This is a genomic window from Microcoleus sp. N3A4, assembly GCF_036701805.1.
Classification (GTDB): Bacteria; Cyanobacteriota; Cyanobacteriia; order Cyanobacteriales; family Microcoleaceae; genus Microcoleus.
This window is the reverse complement of the sequence record NZ_JAUBRJ010000014.1, coordinates 110,669-130,579: the sequence shown is the minus strand read 5'-3', so window position 1 is coordinate 130,579 and position 19,911 is coordinate 110,669. Positions and strand designations below refer to the sequence as shown.

The 19,911-nt window shown below is 45.3% G+C and carries 15 protein-coding genes; 10 read left to right on the top strand and 5 right to left on the bottom strand.

Going from position 1 to position 19,911, the window contains the following annotated elements; genetic code table 11:
• Positions 1 to 560 precede the first annotated feature (560 nt).
• A complete protein-coding gene (locus QUA56_RS11020) occupies positions 561 to 1,424 on the top strand; it encodes an Npun_R2479 family HD domain-containing metalloprotein (protein WP_333357087.1) in 864 nt (287 codons plus the stop codon).
• Between the two features lie 81 nt (positions 1,425 to 1,505).
• Here QUA56_RS11020 and QUA56_RS11015 read toward each other — a convergent pair whose 3' ends face one another.
• Positions 1,506 to 2,516 carry an MvdC/MvdD family ATP grasp protein gene (locus QUA56_RS11015; RefSeq protein WP_333357084.1) on the bottom strand — a complete coding sequence of 337 codons (1,011 nt, stop codon included), beginning with the start codon at positions 2,514 to 2,516 and terminating at the stop codon, positions 1,506 to 1,508.
• A 113-nt stretch (positions 2,517 to 2,629) separates the two neighbouring features.
• The gene (locus QUA56_RS11010; RefSeq protein ID WP_333357081.1) at positions 2,630 to 2,848 is read right to left on the bottom strand and encodes a hypothetical protein; all 219 of its coding nucleotides are present in this window, start codon (positions 2,846 to 2,848) and stop codon (positions 2,630 to 2,632) included.
• 199 nt (positions 2,849 to 3,047) lie between these two features.
• Here QUA56_RS11010 and QUA56_RS11005 point away from each other — a divergent pair, with 199 nt between their 5' ends.
• The 3 genes from QUA56_RS11005 (at position 3,048) to QUA56_RS10995 (ending at position 6,775) form a co-directional block, all read left to right on the top strand.
• A complete protein-coding gene (locus QUA56_RS11005; protein WP_333357079.1) occupies positions 3,048 to 3,542 on the top strand; it encodes a hypothetical protein in 495 nt (164 codons plus the stop codon).
• A 150-nt stretch (positions 3,543 to 3,692) separates the two neighbouring features.
• Positions 3,693 to 4,562: an Rpn family recombination-promoting nuclease/putative transposase gene (locus tag QUA56_RS11000; protein ID WP_333357076.1), complete on the top strand. Its 870-nt coding sequence runs from the start codon at positions 3,693 to 3,695 to the stop codon at positions 4,560 to 4,562.
• Positions 4,563 to 4,849: 287 nt separating this feature from the next.
• Positions 4,850 to 6,775 (top strand): alpha-amylase family glycosyl hydrolase, encoded by a 1,926-nt coding sequence (locus tag QUA56_RS10995; RefSeq protein ID WP_333357072.1) that lies wholly within the window; start codon positions 4,850 to 4,852, stop codon positions 6,773 to 6,775.
• A 123-nt stretch (positions 6,776 to 6,898) separates the two neighbouring features.
• On the opposite strand, the gene QUA56_RS10990 is transcribed toward QUA56_RS10995, so the two are convergent.
• Complete coding sequence (locus tag QUA56_RS10990) at positions 6,899 to 7,951, bottom strand: glycosyltransferase (RefSeq protein ID WP_333357069.1); 1,053 nt, start codon at positions 7,949 to 7,951, stop codon at positions 6,899 to 6,901.
• Between the two features lie 813 nt (positions 7,952 to 8,764).
• On the opposite strand from QUA56_RS10990, the gene QUA56_RS10985 reads away from it, so the two are divergent.
• From QUA56_RS10985 to QUA56_RS10970, 4 genes are all read left to right on the top strand, one after another.
• Entirely contained in the window at positions 8,765 to 9,625 is an 861-nt protein-coding gene (locus QUA56_RS10985; protein WP_333357066.1) for an inositol monophosphatase family protein, read from the top strand.
• A 163-nt stretch (positions 9,626 to 9,788) separates the two neighbouring features.
• A complete protein-coding gene (locus QUA56_RS10980; RefSeq protein ID WP_333045993.1) occupies positions 9,789 to 10,469 on the top strand; it encodes a Crp/Fnr family transcriptional regulator in 681 nt (226 codons plus the stop codon).
• Positions 10,466 to 12,367: a M61 family metallopeptidase gene (locus tag QUA56_RS10975; protein ID WP_333357064.1), complete on the top strand. Its 1,902-nt coding sequence runs from the start codon at positions 10,466 to 10,468 to the stop codon at positions 12,365 to 12,367. Before QUA56_RS10980 ends, QUA56_RS10975 begins: the two co-directional genes overlap by 4 nt.
• A gap of 272 nt (positions 12,368 to 12,639) precedes the next feature.
• Positions 12,640 to 13,113 (top strand): TerB family tellurite resistance protein, encoded by a 474-nt coding sequence (locus QUA56_RS10970; protein ID WP_333357061.1) that lies wholly within the window; start codon positions 12,640 to 12,642, stop codon positions 13,111 to 13,113.
• 507 nt (positions 13,114 to 13,620) lie between these two features.
• Here QUA56_RS10970 and QUA56_RS10965 read toward each other — a convergent pair.
• Positions 13,621 to 15,243, bottom strand: a complete 1,623-nt coding sequence (locus tag QUA56_RS10965; RefSeq protein WP_333357058.1) for an NAD(P)H-hydrate dehydratase — start codon at positions 15,241 to 15,243, stop codon at positions 13,621 to 13,623.
• Between the two features lie 114 nt (positions 15,244 to 15,357).
• On the opposite strand from QUA56_RS10965, the gene mnmA reads away from it, so the two are divergent.
• Positions 15,358 to 16,449, top strand: coding sequence for a tRNA 2-thiouridine(34) synthase MnmA (gene mnmA / locus QUA56_RS10960; RefSeq protein ID WP_333357056.1), 1,092 nt, complete (start codon positions 15,358 to 15,360; stop codon positions 16,447 to 16,449).
• A 349-nt stretch (positions 16,450 to 16,798) separates the two neighbouring features.
• Here mnmA and QUA56_RS10955 read toward each other — a convergent pair whose 3' ends face one another.
• Positions 16,799 to 17,377 carry a hypothetical protein gene (locus QUA56_RS10955; RefSeq protein ID WP_333357053.1) on the bottom strand — a complete coding sequence of 193 codons (579 nt, stop codon included), beginning with the start codon at positions 17,375 to 17,377 and terminating at the stop codon, positions 16,799 to 16,801.
• A gap of 524 nt (positions 17,378 to 17,901) precedes the next feature.
• On the opposite strand from QUA56_RS10955, the gene QUA56_RS10950 reads away from it, so the two are divergent.
• Positions 17,902 to 19,875 carry a PP2C family protein-serine/threonine phosphatase gene (locus QUA56_RS10950; protein ID WP_333357050.1) on the top strand — a complete coding sequence of 658 codons (1,974 nt, stop codon included), beginning with the start codon at positions 17,902 to 17,904 and terminating at the stop codon, positions 19,873 to 19,875.
• Positions 19,876 to 19,911: the final 36 nt, after the last annotated feature.

Here is a 19,911-nt window from a genome sequence, read left to right as displayed (position 1 = left end):
TATTTTGAGAAAAGTAGCAACAATGTTAGGGCTTGACCTTGACGGAGTTGGTAGGGGTGTTTTGACAGCGCCTTCAAGAATTACCTTTTGGTAGTTTCTTTAGAATCCCTGCTGCTTTAGCACAGGGAGTGTCAATTATGACGAATTAGTGGGGTTGCGTTTTCGATCGCTCTCGTTTTTGCCTGACGTATACGGGGAAGAGGTAACGCCATAGGGCTAATTGAGGGGTGTCATACCTCGATCGCCCATTGATATCAATTATTTACGGGGTGCATCACTCTGCTATCGCAATCCTCGCATCAGCCGCCTCTCTCGAGCGAGACCAGAATCCTTGCAGTGCGAGCCAGAAAGCTCGCCTATAATGCAAGCAAATCATTTAGGATTGCTATAGTTGCGAGATCGCTAATTTAAGGCACGATCGTTGATAATATCAGTGGATGCCTCTAGATAGGAGCGGACATCCATTGTGATGGTGAAGTAAAAAAAACATCAAACGGTAGCAACAAAAACAGTAACTATAAAAATAATTTAACAAGCTATTTTGACACAGGGAAGTGAATATGTTTAACGCAACTGAACTGCTGATTCATGCTTTTGTAAATCGGCTGATTGAAGGCTACCGCTACACCTACGGCGGCTTCAAATCTGACTATGGTGAAATTATTGCTTGGGTAGCGAGTATGGCTTTGGAAAATATTGCTAATAGCGATGCTCTTTACCACAATGTGGAACACACTATTTTAGTGACCTTGGTGGGACAGGAGATTCTGCGCGGCAAGCACATCCGCGAGGGAGGTGTTTTATGTGAACATTGGCTGCATTTCCACATTGCTTTGCTGTGTCACGATATCGGGTATGTCAAGGGGGTTTGTCGGCAAGATCGAACTGATTTGAGACTGTATGCAACGGGGATAGAGGATTTGCAAGTGAAGCTACCTCCGGGGGCGACGGATGCGAGTTTGACTCCTTATCATGTCGATCGGGCAAAAATGTTTATTGACGAGCGTTTTGGCGGTCACAAATTGATTGATGCTGAGCTGGTTAAACGTAATATTGAGCTGACTCGTTTCCCGGTTCCTGCGGATGAAGATTATCAAGATACTGCGAATTATCCGGGTTTAGTTCGCGCTGCTGATTTAATCGGCCAGTTGAGCGATCCGCGATATTTGCAAAAGGTTGCTGCGTTGTTTTACGAGTTTGAGGAGACTGGTCAAAATCAGGTTTTGGGGTATCGCACTCCTGGGGATTTGCGCGAGGGGTATCCTAAGTTTTATTGGAATGTGGTTTATCGGTATGTCAAGGATGCGATCGGCTATTTGGAACTGACGCAGCAGGGGAAACAAGTTGTTGCTAATTTGAGCGCGAATGTGTTCCGGGTGGAGCATTCTCAGGTAGAAGTTGAGGATATGGCTGTCGCTAATTAAATTGAAACAGGACTCATGCAGATGTCACCTTAGATCGAGGTTTGTAGTTGCGCTTCAGCGCTCCGGATCACTGAAGCGCAACTACAAACCTAAATCCTGTTGATATTGCAGCGCTAAATCTTCGATGAGTTCAACCATTGCGCGAACCATAGGCATTTTAGTGAGCATCTCGATCCAATACCATTGTCCGTTGGGATTGAGTTCGATAAAATAGAGCGTGTCGTCCTCGTCGCGAATGATATCGAATGCACCAAAATTTAAACCAAACTCGTCAAGCATTTGATGAAGTTTGTTGAGATAGTCGATCGGCAGCTTGTCGGGAACGTGAACCAGTTTATCAGGTTCGATGACGCGCCAATCCAAAGTCACGTCGGCATCGTTGGTATGTTCGGCATCAATGCGGCAGACAAAATCATGCTTACCAATTAATGTAACGCGATATTCTGCCTTCTTTTGAATTCGTTTTTGAATGAAAACGGGTGCTAGTCGAATACTCTCTCGAAATGCTAAGAGTGTTTCTACATCAATGGGGCGAGTATAGCAACCGTACTGCTTTTCATCATGTAGAAAACCCGAGTAGCGCATCGGTTTGACAATGCACTTTCCCTGTTGAGTCACAAAGTTACAAGCCGCTTCGTATGAATTTGTGACAAGTGTTGGAGGGATGGTAATTCCCAGCTTGTGAGCAATTGGAATCTGATTTATTCGATGGGATGGCAATCTAATTTTGTAGTAGTTATTGACCCATCTAGCTTTGGGATAAAGTCCAGAAAGTGAATAAATCAAAGATTCTGTTTCCTGTTGACAATACTTGATTGCCCAATCATCATCAACTTCTGGGAATACAGCATAATTATCTGGCTTTCTCCACCAAATTACGCCGACTTCTTGCACTTCTCTCAAGGAGTCTTCAAAAAACAAAAAACTTTGACTGGGATTGCCCGAAGCTTGCCACTCATAAAAGTATTTACTTTTTTGAATAAAACTTTCTGAGTTCAATCGAATTGCTCGAATATTCGATTTTTGCAATTCGTTGATAATAACATCCGCATGAATGTCAGTTTCGGAAGTCACAATTAAAAGGTCGGTCATAACCAAATCTATGGAAATAATGTTGACAATGAAAGACCTGTAATGCAAAAATTCATACAGGTCTTTCAAGAAACGAAAGGACGATAAAAATAACCAGTTAACCAGACAAAAATCTAGTCGTCCTCTTGCTGGTCTTCATCACTCTGACCAGTCCAACTACCAGTGGAAGAGCTCTTAGTACACCAGGAGCCGCTCATGGAGGTGATGTTGGAAGTCTGCGTGCTGGGATCGTAGCTAGATTGCTCTTCGGAGATGTCGTACTTCGACAAAATGCTCAGGTGCATCATCAAAGGATGTGCTTTTTTGTCAAGAGCGATCTGGGTAGTTTTCATAAGTTAAAAATTTTTGAGCGATGGTTCTACATTCACAATGCTACAGTTTGCAAATTAATTTGTATAGTCGAAAAAAGTCGGATAAAGTCGGATAATGCAGAAATTTTTAATAGCTATTCAACCGTTTTTGTATTTAAGGCGAAAATAGTCGGATCTAGACGGTTATAATTTTATTATTGCGAGGTTGCGAGGAAACCTGATGAACGTTAAAGAAGCACTGGCTTTTGCAGATGAAGTGGTCTTTGCAAAAACTGGCAAGCATTTAGATGATATGCAAGTTGGCGTGATTGAGGGCGTTCTGAAGCGGCAAAAGTACGGCGATATTGCTCAAACGCTTAACTGTACTGAGGGTTATGCTAAAGATGTGGGCTACGAGCTATGGGAGTTCTTCTCTGATGCTTTTGGAGAAGAGGTTAATAAATTAAATTTGCGATCGGCACTGATTCGCAAGTCAAGGATTAGCAACGTTACTGGTAGCGTTATTAGTGGCAATCATGTCGCTCGTGGTCATGTAATCGGAGCTCTGAATGTCTGCACGTCACAGGAAGAGTCGCCTGAGTTTTTGCGGGGAAAGCGGCAGGCGAAAATTGAGGCGATCCAACGCTTGCAAGCAATAGGATTGAGCGATGAGCAAATCGCGCAATGTTTGGATCTGACGCTAGAAGAGATTCGACAAGTCGATTTGACAGAATAGAATATAGAGCAAAGGCTAATGGCTGATGGACTTCATTATCGATCGGCTCAAGCTTGGATAGAGCATCCGATATCCAGTTTTGGTAACTCGCCCAATCCATTTTCCCAATGGGTTAAAATAAGAGGTAAGTCATTTTCAAAGAGATTGACAATGAGATTCATTAACCCCAAAACCGATTTTGCCTTCAAAAAAATATTCGGCTCCAATCAAAGCAAACCAATCTTAATCAGCTTTCTGAATGCCATGATTTATGATGGCCATCCCACCATCACCGACCTAGAAATCATCGACCCGTATTTAGCATCGAGAGTCCAGTATCTCAAAGACTCTTACCTGGATGTCAAAGCCAGACTTGCAGGAGGCGCAACTGTAATTATCGAGATGCAAGTTTTAAATGTAGAATCTTTTGCGAAACGGGTGGTTTACAATACTGCGAAAACTTACTCAACTCAACTGATTCGCGGTGAAGGTTACTTTAAGTTAAAACCTGTAATTGCTTTGACAATTACAGATTTTGAAATGTTTGATAATGACCGAGAAGTAATTTCTCACTTTGTGTTCAAGGAGAAAAAGCGTTTATTTGATTATGTCGATCCAGAGATAGAACTGATCTTTATCGAGTTGCCCAAATTCAACAAACAATTGGATGAATTAGAAACTTTGACTGATAAGTGGATTTATTTTATGAAAAATGCTCCCAGTTTGGAAGTGATACCGCAAACAATGGAAACAGTCTCGGAAATACAGCAAGCCTTTGCTATTGCTAATGAAACTAACTTGAATCCAGAGGAGTTGGCAGATTTAGAAGCACGCGAAAGGTATATTCTGGATCAGCAGGGAATTTTGCGAAAGGGAATTGAAGAAGGAATGCAGCTAGGAATGCAGCAAGGAATGCAGCTAGGAATGAGAGAAAAAGCTCTAGAAATTGCTAGGCAACTTCTGAATGTACTTGACAATCAAACCATCAGTCAAACTACTGGTTTGAGCGTTGAAGATATCCAAAACTTGCGGGAGGAATGAAAGCAAGGGAAAAAGTACGATCGCACAATTACTCTACTTGTTCTCGTTACCAGCTTAAGCCTGGTAGCGCAGGTTTTTGAGGCTCTGGCTCTTTGATTGAGAATGACGCTAAATATTAACTCTCATCCACCAAATACTCAAGGATAAGTCTGCCCTCTCTCTAAAGGAAGATTTCATTAAACGAGTAAATTCCGTATGATGCTGTAAAAGTCAGTCAGAGGGGAAAGCTATCTCCGACTCTAGCTCCGAATAACTGACCAATCTTACAATATAAAAAAATACATCTCATGACACCAGTCACTCCCAATCAAACTTCCTCTCAATACGAAGTTAGCGAACCAGATAAAAAAATTGAGTCTCTGGTAGAAGAAGTTAAGCCAGAAAGCGAACTGGATTTAGAATTCCTCTACACCAGAGACATTGAATTCCGACAAGAAACAATTTATTTCCTTGTAGTCGATCGCTTTTACGATGGCGACCCCGCAAATAACGAAGGCCCAAACCCAGAACTTTACGATCCAGAAGGCAAAGATTGGGGCAAATATTGGGGCGGCGACTTGCAGGGAGTTATCGACAAACTCGACTACTTAAAAGATATGGGTGTTACCGCAGTTTGGCTGACTCCGCTGTTCGAGCAAGTAGAAGCATTATTTGTCGAACAAGCAGCGATTCACGGCTACTGGACTAAAGATTTCAAGCGACTAAATCCCCGTTTTATTGCCCAAGGCGACAATCCTTCTGTAAACCAAACACAAGAAACCAAAGATACCGTATTTGACAAATTAGTATACGAGTTGCACCAGCGAAACATGAAACTCGTGCTCGATATTGTCTGCAATCACAGCAATCCAGATTTTAGCGGCAAAAAAGGGGAACTCTACGACGACGGCGTAAAAATAGCTGACTTTAACGACGATGAAGATGACTGGTATCACCACTACGGCGAAGTCACAAACTGGGAAGATGAATGGCAAGTCCAAAACTGCGAACTGTCTGGTTTAGCAACTTTCAACGAAAACAATATTGCCTACCGCAATTACATTAAATCAGCAATTAAACAATGGCTGGACAGAGGTGTTGATGCTTTGCGGGTTGATACAGTCAAGCATATGCCTATTTGGTTTTGGCAGGAATTCAATGCTGACATTTTAACACACAGACCTGATGTTTTCATTTTTGGCGAATGGATTTACAGCGACCCTAGAAACGATCGTTCTGTGGAATTTGTCAACGAGTCGGGGATGACTATTTTAGATTTTGGTCTGTGCGTGGCAATTCGAGAAGTATTGGGAAAGGGTGCTGAAGCGGGATTTAGCTTAGTCCAAGATGTACTGGATCTGGATCACCGCTACTACGGGGCGACGGAGTTGATTACTTTTATTGACAACCACGATATGCCGAGGTTTCAGTCGTTGAATCCCGATCCAGAAATGCTGCGGTTAGCCATAGGTTTCATTATGACGACTCGCGGCATTCCCTGCATTTATTACGGCACCGAACAGTATCTGCACGATGATACAGAAGGGGGAAATGACCCTTACAACCGCCCGATGATGGAAAAGTGGGATACTGAGTCGCCGATTTACCGAGATGTGCGGTTGCTGTCTGGATTGCGGCGGCTGAATCCAGCTATTTCGATGGGGAGTCAGTGGCAAAAATATCTAACTGCTGATGTTTATTGTTACGTGCGCCGCTATCGCGATTCTGTGGTGTTTGTAGCGATGAATCGCGGCAATGCTGTTACAGTTGAAGAGGTTGATACTGAACTGCCTGATGGAGAGCATACGGAGGTTTTATCGCGCCGCAAGTTTGAAGTTAAAGACGGGATGCTGTACAATTTAGAGTTGGGTGCGCGGGAAGTAATGATTTTTAGCCGCGTCGGAGAGCGAGTTAAGGCGACAACTATTGTGCGGGCGCAGCTTAACAGCGTTAAAACTCAGCCTGGGGAAAGAATTGTGGTGATTGGAGATTGTCCTGAATTGGGGAATTGGGATATTAGTAAGGGTTACCCGTTGGAGTATATCAATACTAATACTTGGTTTGGGGAAATTCCTTTTAATGAAAGTGCGGGGAAGTTGATTTCTTATAAGTATGCGCTGCTACGGGAAGGACTATCGCCACTGCGAGAAAATCTGGTTTGTCGCCGCTGGGTTTTAGTTTCGGAAGGGACTGTGAAATGGCGGGATAAGTGGGCGAGTGGACGCGAGTCGTGATTTTTAATCAACAGGCTTTCCGGCCTGTTTTACCAGTTTTTAATGAACAGGCAAGATGCCTGTTCCACAACCAAGTTTCTGTTTTGTGGAACGGGCATCCTGCCCGTTGCTGATATTACGAGTTTAGAGCGATCGCAGCTTCTGGGCCAAAACATCGACATAAGGTTCGCTGCTGTGATGGTTCACAACCATTTCGCAGCCGCGCTGCGCTTGAGATTCAGCTTCTTGAGGATTTTTTAGCAAATGGACGATCGCCTCCCGCAAACCTGCTGCATCTCCCACCTCTACCACTTTGGCAATATCCGGGGTGGCTAAATAATCGACCATACCTTGAGTCCGAGTAATGACGACCGGCCGCTTGCAGGCCATTGCTTCCAGCAAACCCTGCACTCCAGCAGCATATTTATTGTCCGCCAAACAAACTGCAATTACGTCTGCATCGCGGTAAAGCTGCACTAAATCCGGCCATTCGTAGAACTTGCGGGACATATTTTCTGGCATAGTATCGGGGAAAGCTTGCGATAAAGCTTTGGCATCTTTAGAAAAACCGCTAATTTTTACGTCAACATCTAAGTCAGCAGTTGCTGCTGCTAAAAGTCGGTAGTCGCGCTTTTCTAATCCGACGCTAACAATCGTTTGCCGCTTTTTCTCGCCAGAAACGGGGCCGGGTGTGAAAAACTGGGTGTCTGTCTGGTCTAGATGCACTAAAATTTGGGATTCAGGTAAAGCTAAATAACTGCGGAGGAAGTCAGTTTGAGGGCTGGCGCAGGCCATGAACACGTCAATTTTGTCAGCTAAACCGAATAGTTTGAGGGCGACGCGGCCGCGCAGCCGATCGATATTGTGGAAATGTACAACAATTTTCGGGCGATCGGGCAATTGGCCGCAAACCGCCGCCACTGGAATCCCAATATCCTCGCCGTTACAAAATATCACGTCGTCGCTGCTGACTTGCTCGGACAATTTGCGCGCGGCGGCCCAATGTTCGGGTTTAGAAGAAATTTTCGATCGCAGCTTGTCACTCAACGATATCGCTTCGCCATCCGGGGCATGAACGGTGGCATTTAAGCTGTCTCTGAGGGCCCGCAGGACGTGGCGAGGGCATTTGCCGAGTTGTGCATCGCGGTCAATTCCATCTAGGTCTATTTTGCGACCTAATGCCAAATGGTATTTCAAACTATTCTCCTTATAATTATCCTGGTGCAGGCACAAATTATCTAACCTCAGAAGATTCTATCCTCTGCTGTTGAAAGTGCTAGTGCGATCGATCAGTCGATCAGTCGATTTTAGATTTTAGATTTTAGATTTGACTCTACAGATGAATCTGGGAGGGGAGCATCCCAATTTGGTAAAAAGCGTTTTTTAGGAGCGCTCACGTCGTCTCGCTCGCGGTAGGGATCGTTCGCTATAGACGCTCGCACTGAATACGATCCAAATATATTATTCTGATGCAACCGTCCACGATCTGAAAGCAAAAATGGGATGCTCCCTCTGGGGGGTTCTCCCTAATGTCTAAATTTTTGTGAGTTCCACCAATCCGGTCTGGGGCTTGTATCGCAACGGCGCTGGTCGATTTGAGATTTGAGATTTGAGATTTGAGATTTGAGATTTGAGATTTGAGATTTGAGATTTGACTCTACAGATGAATCTGGGGGGTTCTCCCTAATGTCTAAATTTTTGTGAGTTCCACCAATCCGGTCTGGGGCTTGTATCGCAACGGCGCTGGTCGATTTGAGATTTGAGATTTGAGATTTGAGATTTGAGATTTGAGATTTGACTCTACAGATAAATCTCGGGGGTTCTCCCTAATGTGTGAATTTTTTTGAGTTCCACTAATCCTGTCTGGGGCTTGTGTCGCAACGGCGCTGATGTTTAGGAAACCGGGTTTATCGACACCCGCGCGCAAATCCTGCACGAGTCAAAAACAGTGACACGCGCCGATCGATTCCAAGGACTTAAGCTTTTATGCTGAAGTTAGCTAAAAAATTTATGTTTAACCTGATGTATATTTCTCCAGAGCAAGACCAAAAAATTCGCTATACCCTGCGCGAGTGCGGTCAAGAAGCTTACAAACTCGCAGCCGAACCTTTTGAAGTTTCCGAGAAAGGGCCCAACGACTACGTGACGAGTATCGATCAATACCTAGACCGACAACTATCGGCAGCATTTAGCGCTTTGTTTCCTGAAGACGGCACGATCACCGAGGAAAATGCCGCCTCCAGAGCAGCTTACCGCGCCAATTACCAGCGCCTCTGGTGCATCGACCCCCTCGACGGGACTGAAGAATTTATTCGGGGAAAACTGCACTACGCTTCGATGGTGGGGCTGCTGCTTGAAGGGGAACCGGTGGCCGGCTGGCTCTACGCCCCGGCTTTTGACCAAATGTATTTTGGCGGCAAAGATTGGGGATTGTTCCAAAGTGTGGGAGATCAAGCGCCGCAGCCGATCGCCCTGTGCCCACCCCCGGCTCCGACAGCGGAAAATTGTAAAATTATTCTCGGAGACAAAGACCAGAAAAACTACGCCCGGGCGATCGCCCAAAGCATCCCGGGAGCCGAATTTTACTCGCTGGGCAGCTTTGGTTTAAAAGTGATGGAAGTTATCTTCGGTCGAGCCGGTTTGTACCTGTATCTCAACGGCAGAGTTAAAGTGTGGGATACCGCCGGCCCTCTGGCATTAGCAAAAGCAGCCGGATTGGTTTGTTGCGACTTGCAAGGTCAACCGCTGAGGTGGACGGCAGATGCGATCGAGCCGGAGACTCTGGCCCACACGCAGTCAATCGCGATCGGCTGGCCGGATTACATAGAACCTTTGTTGGGCAAAATTCAACAGGCAGTGACAGGCTTGTAAACCCGATTAAGATTAAAGAATCTGCCGATTTTACGTGAAGCGGGCCTCTGCACCCTTATCATCAATAATTAAAGGAGCAACAGATTGTTTGTGTTCCCAAACATCGATCGTTCCCTAGCTGTTGGGTGTCGCCTAATCATATTTCCCACCTCCGCGAGTTTGCATGAAGACAGAAGCTTTCAGTGAGCTGTTCCCCCTATTTAAGGGTGCTAACCCAGAAACCTTGGGAGGGCTGCTATCAAATGCCGTCAAGCATGAGTATCCCCCGGGCCGAGCTGTGGTGATGGAGGATTCTTGGGGCAACGCGATTTACTTTGTCGTGTCTGGCTGGGTAAAAGTCCGCCGCTTGTCAAACGATCGAGCTGTATCAATGGCTATTTTAGGACGGGGTGCCTTCTTCGGCGAAATGGCCATTCTTGACGAATCTCCCCGATCGAATGACGTACTTGCTCTATCGCCCGTGCGGCTTCTGAGCGTCACAGCTCAGCGATTTATCCAAACCCTGTTTAAAGATCCGCAATTGCACCACCGGATGCTGCAACTGATGGTGCGGCGACTCCGCCAAACCAATCTCCGCTATCAACTCCGCAACCGCCAGCCAGCGGTTAAACTAGCAAATACTTTAGTCGAGCTGGCAGAAAACTACGGTCAGAAAACTGCTGAGGGCAAAGATATCTTCAATATTCCTTATGAAGACTTAGCTGATGTCACAGATATCACCCTAGATGAAACCAGCAAAATTATGGAAAAACTCGATAGTAAAGGTTGGATCAAAATCGATCCAGACCGCCAAACTATCCATTTGATCAACCTCAAGCACTTGATTAATTTGGCAAGTCAATGACTGATGTTACTTCTTTGGATACCTCGTCGGCTGCCGGCAACCGTCAGGGGCAACTAACAGCACCGACAATTCAATATTCGGTGGCGATGCCCAATCCTGAATCCCACCTGTTTGAAGTAACTTTGCGCGTGCAAGGTTGGTCGCAGCCGGTTCTGGATTTAAAAATGCCTGTCTGGACTCCCGGTTCTTACTTGGTTCGAGAGTACGCCCGCCACCTGCAAGATTTTAGATCCCAGGCGGGCGATCGAGCTTTACCTTGGCGCAAGCTCAGCAAAAATCACTGGCAAATCGAAACTAATTCGGTGTCAGATGTCACGGTTTGCTACCGCATTTTTGCCAACGAACTGACAGTGCGAACCAATCATTTAGACTTGACTCACGGTTATTTCAATCCGGCGGCTTTGTGCTTTTTCTTGCCCGGTTTTGAGCGCAACTGCTACACCGTAACAGTTGTGCCTCCGCAGCCGGAATGGCGCACCGTTACAACTTTGCCGCCTGTTTCCGACCAAAATCTTACTTTCGCTGCTGCGGATTTTGATACCCTTGTCGATAGTCCTTTTGAGATTGGCTGTCACAAAGTATACGAGTTTGAAGTGATGGGAAAACCCCACCAGCTAGTTGTTTGGGGAAAAGGCAATTTAGAACCCGATCGGGCGATTCGAGACATCCAAAAAGTTATCGAAGTCGAGGCAAAAATGTTCGGCGGTTTGCCTTACGAACGCTATGTGTTTTTCCTGCATTTGTCCGGCTCTGGTTTTGGCGGTTTGGAACACAAAGAGAGCTGCACTCTGAACTATCCGCGTTTTGGCTTTCGGGCTAAAGAAAAGTACGAACGCTTTATTCAGTTGGTGGCTCACGAGTTTTTTCATCTCTGGAATGTCAAACGCATTCGACCGAAAGCTCTCGAAGTATTTGACTACGAAAAAGAGAATTACACTCCTTCTTTATGGTTCTCTGAAGGTACTACAAGTTATTACGATTTGGTGATTCCTTTTCGCTCTGGTCTCTACAGCGTGAAAGGTTTTTTCCAAAGTATGGCTAAAGAAATCACTCGCTTGCAGACGACTCCGGGGCGGAGCGTGCAGCCTGTCAGCGAGTCGAGCTGGGATGCTTGGATTAAACTTTATCGCCGGGATGCTAACAGCGACAACTCGCAGATTTCCTATTATTTGAAAGGGGAAGTTGTTTCGTTTTTGCTCGATTTGTTGATTCGAGCCAGACACGGCAACGAGCGATCGCTCGACGATGTGATGCGTTTGATGTGGCAGCAGTTTGGCAATGCTAATTCGGCCCAAAATGGCGATTTTGACCTGAAGTCGGAAACAGACGCCAAGGCGGCGCATCTGACATCAAACGGAGAGTTAAATGCTCATTCGCTGCCCGCAGAAATAGGCTTTACTCCCGAAGAGTTGCAAAGTGCGATCGAGTCCGTCGCCGGCATCGATTTGAGCGACTTTTTCGCCCGCTATATAGACGGTACAGAAGAGTTACCTTACAACAAATATCTCGAACCTTTCGGGCTGCAAATTTGGGTAGATGAAACTGACCGAACGCCTCGCATCGGTTGGACGTTGGGAACGGAAAACGGGAGGGAAATGGTTAAATTTGTTGAAGTAGGAGCTCCGGCACAATTGGCCGGAATTGACGCTGGGGACGAGTTGCTGGCGATCGAAGGTTTTCGGGTAAATGCAGAACAAGCGGGCGAGAGGCTTAAAGATTTCAAGCCTGGGGATATCGTCTCGGTGACAGTTTTTCACCAAGACGAACTGCGGACTTGTCGCGTTACTCTCGCCCCGCCGCGACCTGGCCGTTACTCGATCGTGCCGCTGGAACAGCCCACCGCTATTCAGAAACAAAACTTTACTGGATGGCTGGGAGTTCCTCTATCGAAATTGTGACATCATGGTTAGTAGTCAGTTGTTATTTGGCAGTTGGCAGTTGGCAGTTGGCAGTTGGCAGTTGGGCGTTGCCATTAGCTAATAACAACTAACAAATAACAACTAACAACTAACAACTATAGCAATCCTAAATGATTTTCTTCCATTATACGCGAGCTTTCTGGCTCGCACTGCAAGGATTCTGGTCTCGCTCGAGAGAGGCGACTGATGCGAGGATTGCTATAACAACTAACTAATAACAAATAACAAATAACCAATTACCAATTTTGATTATGCAAACCCCACCTCCTCCATCAATTACGCCCCGCCAGATGAATCTGCTGAGAATTGTTGCTTCTATGGCCTGGGCTGACGGCGAACTCGCCACAGAAGAAGTTAATTTAATGCTCGATCGCTTTTGCGGTTTGTTTGCCCCAGATACCGACGGACAACAAATGCAACAAGAATTGCGGGATTACATCATGCAAAATATCCCCCTTGACGAGTTGATCGGTCAACTAGAAACTCAAGATGAAAAGGAATTAGTCCTGCAACTCGGCTATGAAGTGATTTCATCTAGTTCTCGGACTCCCGACGAACCAAAAATTAACGCAGAAGAAGCCGCAGCTTATCAAAAATTAGTGCAGTTGCTGAATCTTTCAGAGGATGCGGTCAAGCGTATTGAAGGAGAAGCATCGGCGGGAGATACTTCGGAGGGAATTGTCGAGAAGATGGCTCAAAAATTAGAAAAGTTCATCAAAGGCTAGTTCGGGACTTGCGCGCGCTTGGCTTAGAAACCCGGTTTCTTCCTAGATTTCTTGTTAATAAACCTCGGATTTTTCGTAGAAACCGGGAATAAGTCCCCCATCCGTAAGTCTTGTTACATATAGCCTTTCTCAAAAAGATGAGGTATGACTGACAGCTTAACATAACCACCCAGACGCTTGAGGGCTGAAGCCCAACAACGTACCTCATCTTTCGCTCGAACCGCTATAAGTATCGCAATAATAATTTTCTGAGTGCAAGTATTTACAACTAAAACTGAAGGTAAAGGAACGGCTCTTCCGTATTTAGTGTGCCAAACTATTAGTTTAAGTAGTTAAAACCCAAGCTATGTATGAATCGAAGGAGAAAATGGCTCAAAATTAACTAAAGTAAGACCGGAAATCCTTGCTCTGTAAAAATTTATGCCATTAATTTCAGATAAATGAGCAGCGGTAAGTACGGAAGACCCAGGTGCGCGGTGCACCCTACTAACTCCTGTTGATTGTTTACTAAAAAAATTCTCGCAAAGCTGGAATTAAATACTGTGTCAAAGTAAAGGCATCTACTCCTAATTCCGTCCGTTCTTTGGCAGCCATGATTCCGGCTCGAGCGTGCCACCAAACTGCTGTTGCAGCAACTGATTCGACGGCGGATTTGCGGGCGATCGCAGTTGCTAACAGTCCCCCTAACAAGCCTGTGAGAACATCGCCGCTGCCGCCTCTGGCGAGGGCTGGGGTGCTTTCGGGATTGAGGTAAGTGATGGTACGATCGCCTTCATCCTGAAAACAAATGCAAACTTTGGCTCCTTTCAACAATACGACTGCACCGGTGAGCTGAGCCGCTTGTTGACTTGCGGCAATTCGATCGCCGGTTTCATCGGCTAATTCGGGAAATAAACGCTTGAATTCGCCCGGGTGAGGCGTGATAATTGTTAGTGCACAGCGTTCGGACAAAATGGGGACTGTGCCGAGTTGAGCGAGGATATTTAAACCGTCGGCATCTAACACGAGAGGTCGATCGCTCTCCAGTACAGATTCTACAGCTATTGCCGCTTCCAATGTCAGACCTGGCCCTGCGGCGATCGCATCATAGGTGCTCAAATCAATGGCTACTGGCAACTCGCTAATTGCACCGCTTTGGGTTTCGGGACATCCTATAACTAATGCCTCTGGCAACTGACTGCTCAACATCGGTTTAATCGACTCAGGAACAGCAATTGACAGCATTCCGACACCGCTGGCTCTTGCTCCCAATGCTGCCAAAATTGCGGCTCCGCTGTAGCGGCGGGAACCTGCAATAATTAGTAAGTGACCGTTGGTGTATTTGTGCGAAATTGGCGATCGGGGTAACGGCAAATGCTGAGTTGCGAATGCTGTTGTAATGCGTTGTATTGCTGGCTTTTCGCCCAATATTGCTGCAATATCTGCTGCGGGAATATCAAAATCAATTAATTCGGAACTGCCGATATATTCTAACGCTCTGTCTTGCAGAAATGCCTGTTTCCACAAACCCAAGCAGAATGTATGTTTTGCCCGGATTGCCATTCCCAAAACTTCTCCGGTATCTGTATGAATTCCCGATGGAATGTCTACACTGAAAACGGGTATATTTAAATTATTTATTTCGTCAATAGCTGCGGCAGTAGCGTTATTAATTTCTCGTTCTAATCCAAATCCAAATAAACCATCTACGAGCAAATCGCAGTTTTTTAGCGGTTCAATTTTGTCAACAAATGGAATATTTAAAGAACGCGCATAATCAGCGTGACTTTTTGTGAGTTCTTTTAGTTTAGAAAACGGGCAGTAAATAACTACTTGGAACCCTTGAAAGTGCAATTCGCGGGCAACAACCAAAGCATCGCCGCCGTTGTGTCCCGGCCCAACCAAGACGCCGATAACTGGCAATTGAGAATTAACAATCTTTTTCTCTTCTTCCCTTTTCCTTCTATCCGTTAAATCCCGTACACTGCTAGTTGCCGAATTTCCTTCCCCCTTCAAAAGCTCCTGAATGCGTCTAGCAATCAGTCCCGCGACTTTTTCCATTAAAGCTGCGACTGGCATTCCAGCAGCAAAAATTCTCGTTTCTATTTGCCGCATTTGGTCGGCGGTGACAACAAATTTTTCAATAGTCATATTAGTGCTAAAATTTCAGCTAACAGCAGCAGTGGCAAGTTGTAGTATTCTTGTGGTATAATAAATTAGCTCGATCGAACTAACTCACAGTAAAATAGCAATTTCTCTCCAACCATGAACAAGATAGTTGTAGGCCTCTCCGGCGGGGTCGATAGTTCCGCAGCAGCCGCAATTTTACACCATCAGGGATATGAAGTGGTGGGTTTAACGCTGTGGTTGATGAAGGGCAAAGGTCAGTGCTGCTCTGAGGGAATGGTCGATGCAGCTAAAATTTGCGAAGATTTGGGCGTTCCCCACCACATTGTTGACAGCCGCGAGGTCTTTCAGGCAAGTATTGTCGATTATTTGGTGGAGGGTTACAGTGCAGGAATTACGCCTCTGCCTTGTTCGCAGTGCAATAAAACTGTGAAGTTCGGCCCGATGCTCAAGTATGCTCGCGAAGAACTCGGAATTGAAAAAATCGCTACAGGCCACTACGCTCGCATTACTTACGATGCTGATACGGGTCGCTATCAGTTGCTGCGGGCGATCGACCCTGCGAAAGATCAGTCTTATTTCTTGTACGATCTAACACAGGATTTGCTGGCGGGTACGGAGTTTCCTTTGGGGGAAATTACCAAGACAGAAACTCGCAGAATTGCGGCGGAATTTGGCTTGACAACTGCTGATAAGCCGGAAAGTCAGGATTTGTGTTTAGTGGAAAGTAACGGTTCGATGCGGGCTTTTCTGGACAAGTACATTGCGCCGCAAAAGGGTGACATTGTGGACAAGTCAGGGCAGGTGCTCGGACAGCATGACGGCGTGCACCACTACACTATCGGCCAGCGGAAGGGACTCGGGATTGCTGCACCGGAACCGCTGTACGTGATTGAACTCGATGCTGCTGGCAATCGGGTAGTTGTGGGCGATCGGCAGTTGGCGGTAGAATCTGAATGTACTGTCCAGAAAGTGAATTGGGTTTCTGTGGCTGCACCGATGGCTCCGATTCGGGCTCAGGTACAGATTCGATATCGATCGCAACCCGTCCCCGCTACAATTGTTCCTGTGGAATCATCCCAAGCAGAGGAAAAAGCCAGCGGTACAAGAGTTAAGTTGATTTTTGACGAACCGCAGTTGAGCGTTACCCCCGGACAAGCGGCTGTTTGGTATGACGGAGACGTGCTGTTGGGCGGCGGCATCATCGAAAGAAACCAACTCCCAAATTAAGGCAAGGGGCGGGCTAGAAGCCCACCCCACAAGAAACCACCCACAAAAAATCTCACTCTTTGTGGAACAGGCATCTTGCCTGTTTGCGATCCCCACCCACAAAAAAACTCACTCTTCGTGGAACAGGCATCTTGCCTGTTTGCGATCCCACCCACAAAAAAATTCACTCTTTGTGGAACAGGCATCTTGCCTGTTTGCGATCCCCACCCACAAAAAAATTCACTCTTTGTGGAACAGGCATCTTGCCTGTTTGCGATCCCCACCCACAAAAAAATTCACTCTTTGTGGAACAGGCATCTTGCCTGTTCCAAAAGGAAGTTTATTTTTGATTTCACAGGCTCAAATTTACCTAACTAACTTTCTTTTCCAAGCGCAACACATTTCCCCTAGCATTGGTGCGGTAAACCCAAGTTTGGCTGCCATCAGAAACCACAACCCGCCAACCTTCGACAATCATTTGACCGCAAATTTCATCAGCTTTTGCCAGTCCTAAACAAGTATTTGACCAACTTTGTCTGCTCGATTCAGTTACTTTTAACTTGTCTGCTGCAATGCCAGTTTGGCGCGACAACTCTCGGCGAACTGCTGCTGCTACGGTTGCGGGCAATTGATTCGGGGGATTTTGGCGCGTACCCTCGGCCAAATTGCCCGGTTCGGAAGTTAGACTCTTGAGTGTCAATACCGAATAGCTGATTTTTTGGGACGCGGCTGCGGAAAATTCCTGCGCGATGGGCTGCTGTTGGCTTTCCAACTGGGCAAGAGAATATTTGAGAGCACCCGCGTTAGCTGCTGCGGTGTGTCTTAGCGCCGGATACATTTCCCAGGCGAGAATTCCTGTTAGCACCAAAGCCAATATTAAAGGATTGGGCTGCTTTTGGTCTCGGTTTTGATTGTTTTGAGAGTTATTTTTGGAGATTCGTTTCATCATATGCCCTCTGCCTCACTTTACACAATTCGCGATCGCTCCTGAACACTCAACTGCAGATACTGATTGAGACACTGTTGGTGGTGCTGTTGGTTCCTTCGTGCAGAACCGACTTGACTGCTGGTGCGGCCCAAGTATTTTTACTCGCTGCGGGCACTGGTGTTTCAGGAAACTTGCACTACCCAGTTATTACTTAATTTTTACTCTTAGTCTGGCGGTATTGAGAAAAATTTATGATTAAGTAATATTCTTAAAAGCATCTCATTCTGCTCCAGAATCTCAGTACAAATGACTATTCATCGTTCCAAAACTGCTAAAGATGTTTTAGACTGTGGGAGGCGAGCTGAGCCGGCGATATCAAAAGGCTGCCGCACAATTTGTTGCAAGAGGACGGGAACGCATTAAAAGTTAAGCCAGCTATCGCTGATTGATTGTAGTAGCATTGTGGTTTTCAAGAGCGATCGTCCCCGAAGCTACTTTAGTAGCGATCGCTACTTTTTTTACAATATTGTTGAAATCTATCGATTATGAACAGAAAATCCCTGGGAATCCATTTAATGAATCGGTTGAGCTATCCTCAAAAGTTTAGCTTAATTGGTTTTCTATTTGCAATACCGTTAACCTTGGTCATGTACCTGCTGATTTCCGAAATTAACAGCAGGGTTGATTTTTCCCAAAAAGAAATCTACGGTAATCAATATCTGCGCCCGCTGCGCCAGTTGAGGGAATACATACCTAAACTTCAACAGTTAAATTATCAGCCTTTAAATACAAATTTAAGCTTGCCAGATACGAGAGCAGATTTAGAAGCTAAGATGGACGCGAACTTTCAATCCCTAGCCAATACAGATTTCCAGCTCGGAAACATATTAATGTCCAGTGAAAATTTTAATAAAATTTATCAAGATTGGCAAAACTTTAAACTTCGCCGCAGCCAGTGGAGTTTAGAAACTTACGATTTTGTATATCAACGTTTATCTGCCGACATTAATAGACTGAGCGCTCGCGTCGGCGATACTTCCAATTTAATATTAGACCCAGATTTAGATACCTATTATTTAATGGATGCTACATTGCTGAAACTTCCAGAAATGCAAAAAATCTTGTCAGACATTAGGCTGATTTCTCAAAAAATTAGCCTGCGTTCCGATGTGACACCAGAGGAAAGAGCGGAACTAATTAGTCTGGGGAGCAAACTGAGAGAAATTAATCAGGATTTGGCAATTAATATGGAAGTAGCGTTTAGCAACAATCATCACGGTCATCTGCGACAGAAATTAACACAGGATTTAAAAAGTTTTAACTTGATGGTTGAGCAGCTAACTAAGCAACTAGATAAAACAATATATCAAACTGTATCAATAAAATCTTACCCCTATATCAACGGTAGCAATTTGGCCTTGAATTCAAGTTTTAAACTCTGGGATAAAAGTTTAAATGAGTTAGATTTTTTGCTACAATACCGGATTGATACTTTTGTTAACAGGAGACAATTCATTTGTATTTTAGTATTAATAATATTAACTCTCGTTCTTTATATATTTGTATCTTTTTACAGGGCAGTTATGCAAACTGTATTTGTTCTTGACGAAGCGTCAAAAAAGATGGCAAGTGGCAATCTAGACCACAAAGTTATTTTGGATAACAGAGATGAATTGGGGCAAGTAGTGGGTGCGTTTAACAATATTGCCGATGCCTTAGTTGTTGCAAATCAAGAAATTACTGTTCTCAACGATCGCCTGAAAGCCGAAAATATGCGAATGAGCGCCGAACTAGAAGTTACTCGCAAGATTCAGCAGATGCTGCTGCCGAAAGACCGAGAACTCAAAGAAATTATCGGCTTAGATATTGCGGGATTTATGGAAGCTGCTGAGGAAGTAGGCGGCGACTATTACGACGTGCTCCAGCACGAAGGTAGAGTGAAAATTGGCATTGGCGATGTGACGGGGCACGGATTGGAGAGCGGCGTTTTAATGATTATGGTTCAAACGGCAGTGCGAACTTTGCTCGCCTACAATGAACCCGATCCGGTGAGATTTTTAAGCGCTATTAACAGTGTAATTTACGATAATGTGCAGCGGATGAAATGCGATAAAAACGCTAGCCTTGCTTTGCTAGACTATCAGCAGGGTATGCTGAAGTTGAGCGGTCAGCACGAAGAAATGATTGTCGTGCGGTGTAACGGTTCTGTCGAGCGGTTTGATACGATCGATTTGGGTTTCCCGATCGGGCTGGATGCAGATATTGCTGAATTTGTGGCTGAAACAATTGTGCAGTTGCATTCAGGAGATGTGGTAGTGCTGTACACTGACGGGATTACGGAAGCTGAAAATATGGATAAAGTGCTTTACGGTTTAGAGCGGTTAATTGAGGTAGTACAGATTAATTGGCAGCGAACGACGGCAGATATCAGGCACGCTGTAATTGACGACGTGCGATCGCACATCGGCGAACAAAAAGTTTTTGATGACATCACATTGCTGGTACTCAAACAAAAATAACTACTTGAATATCCCTTCTCAAGTTTAAAATATATT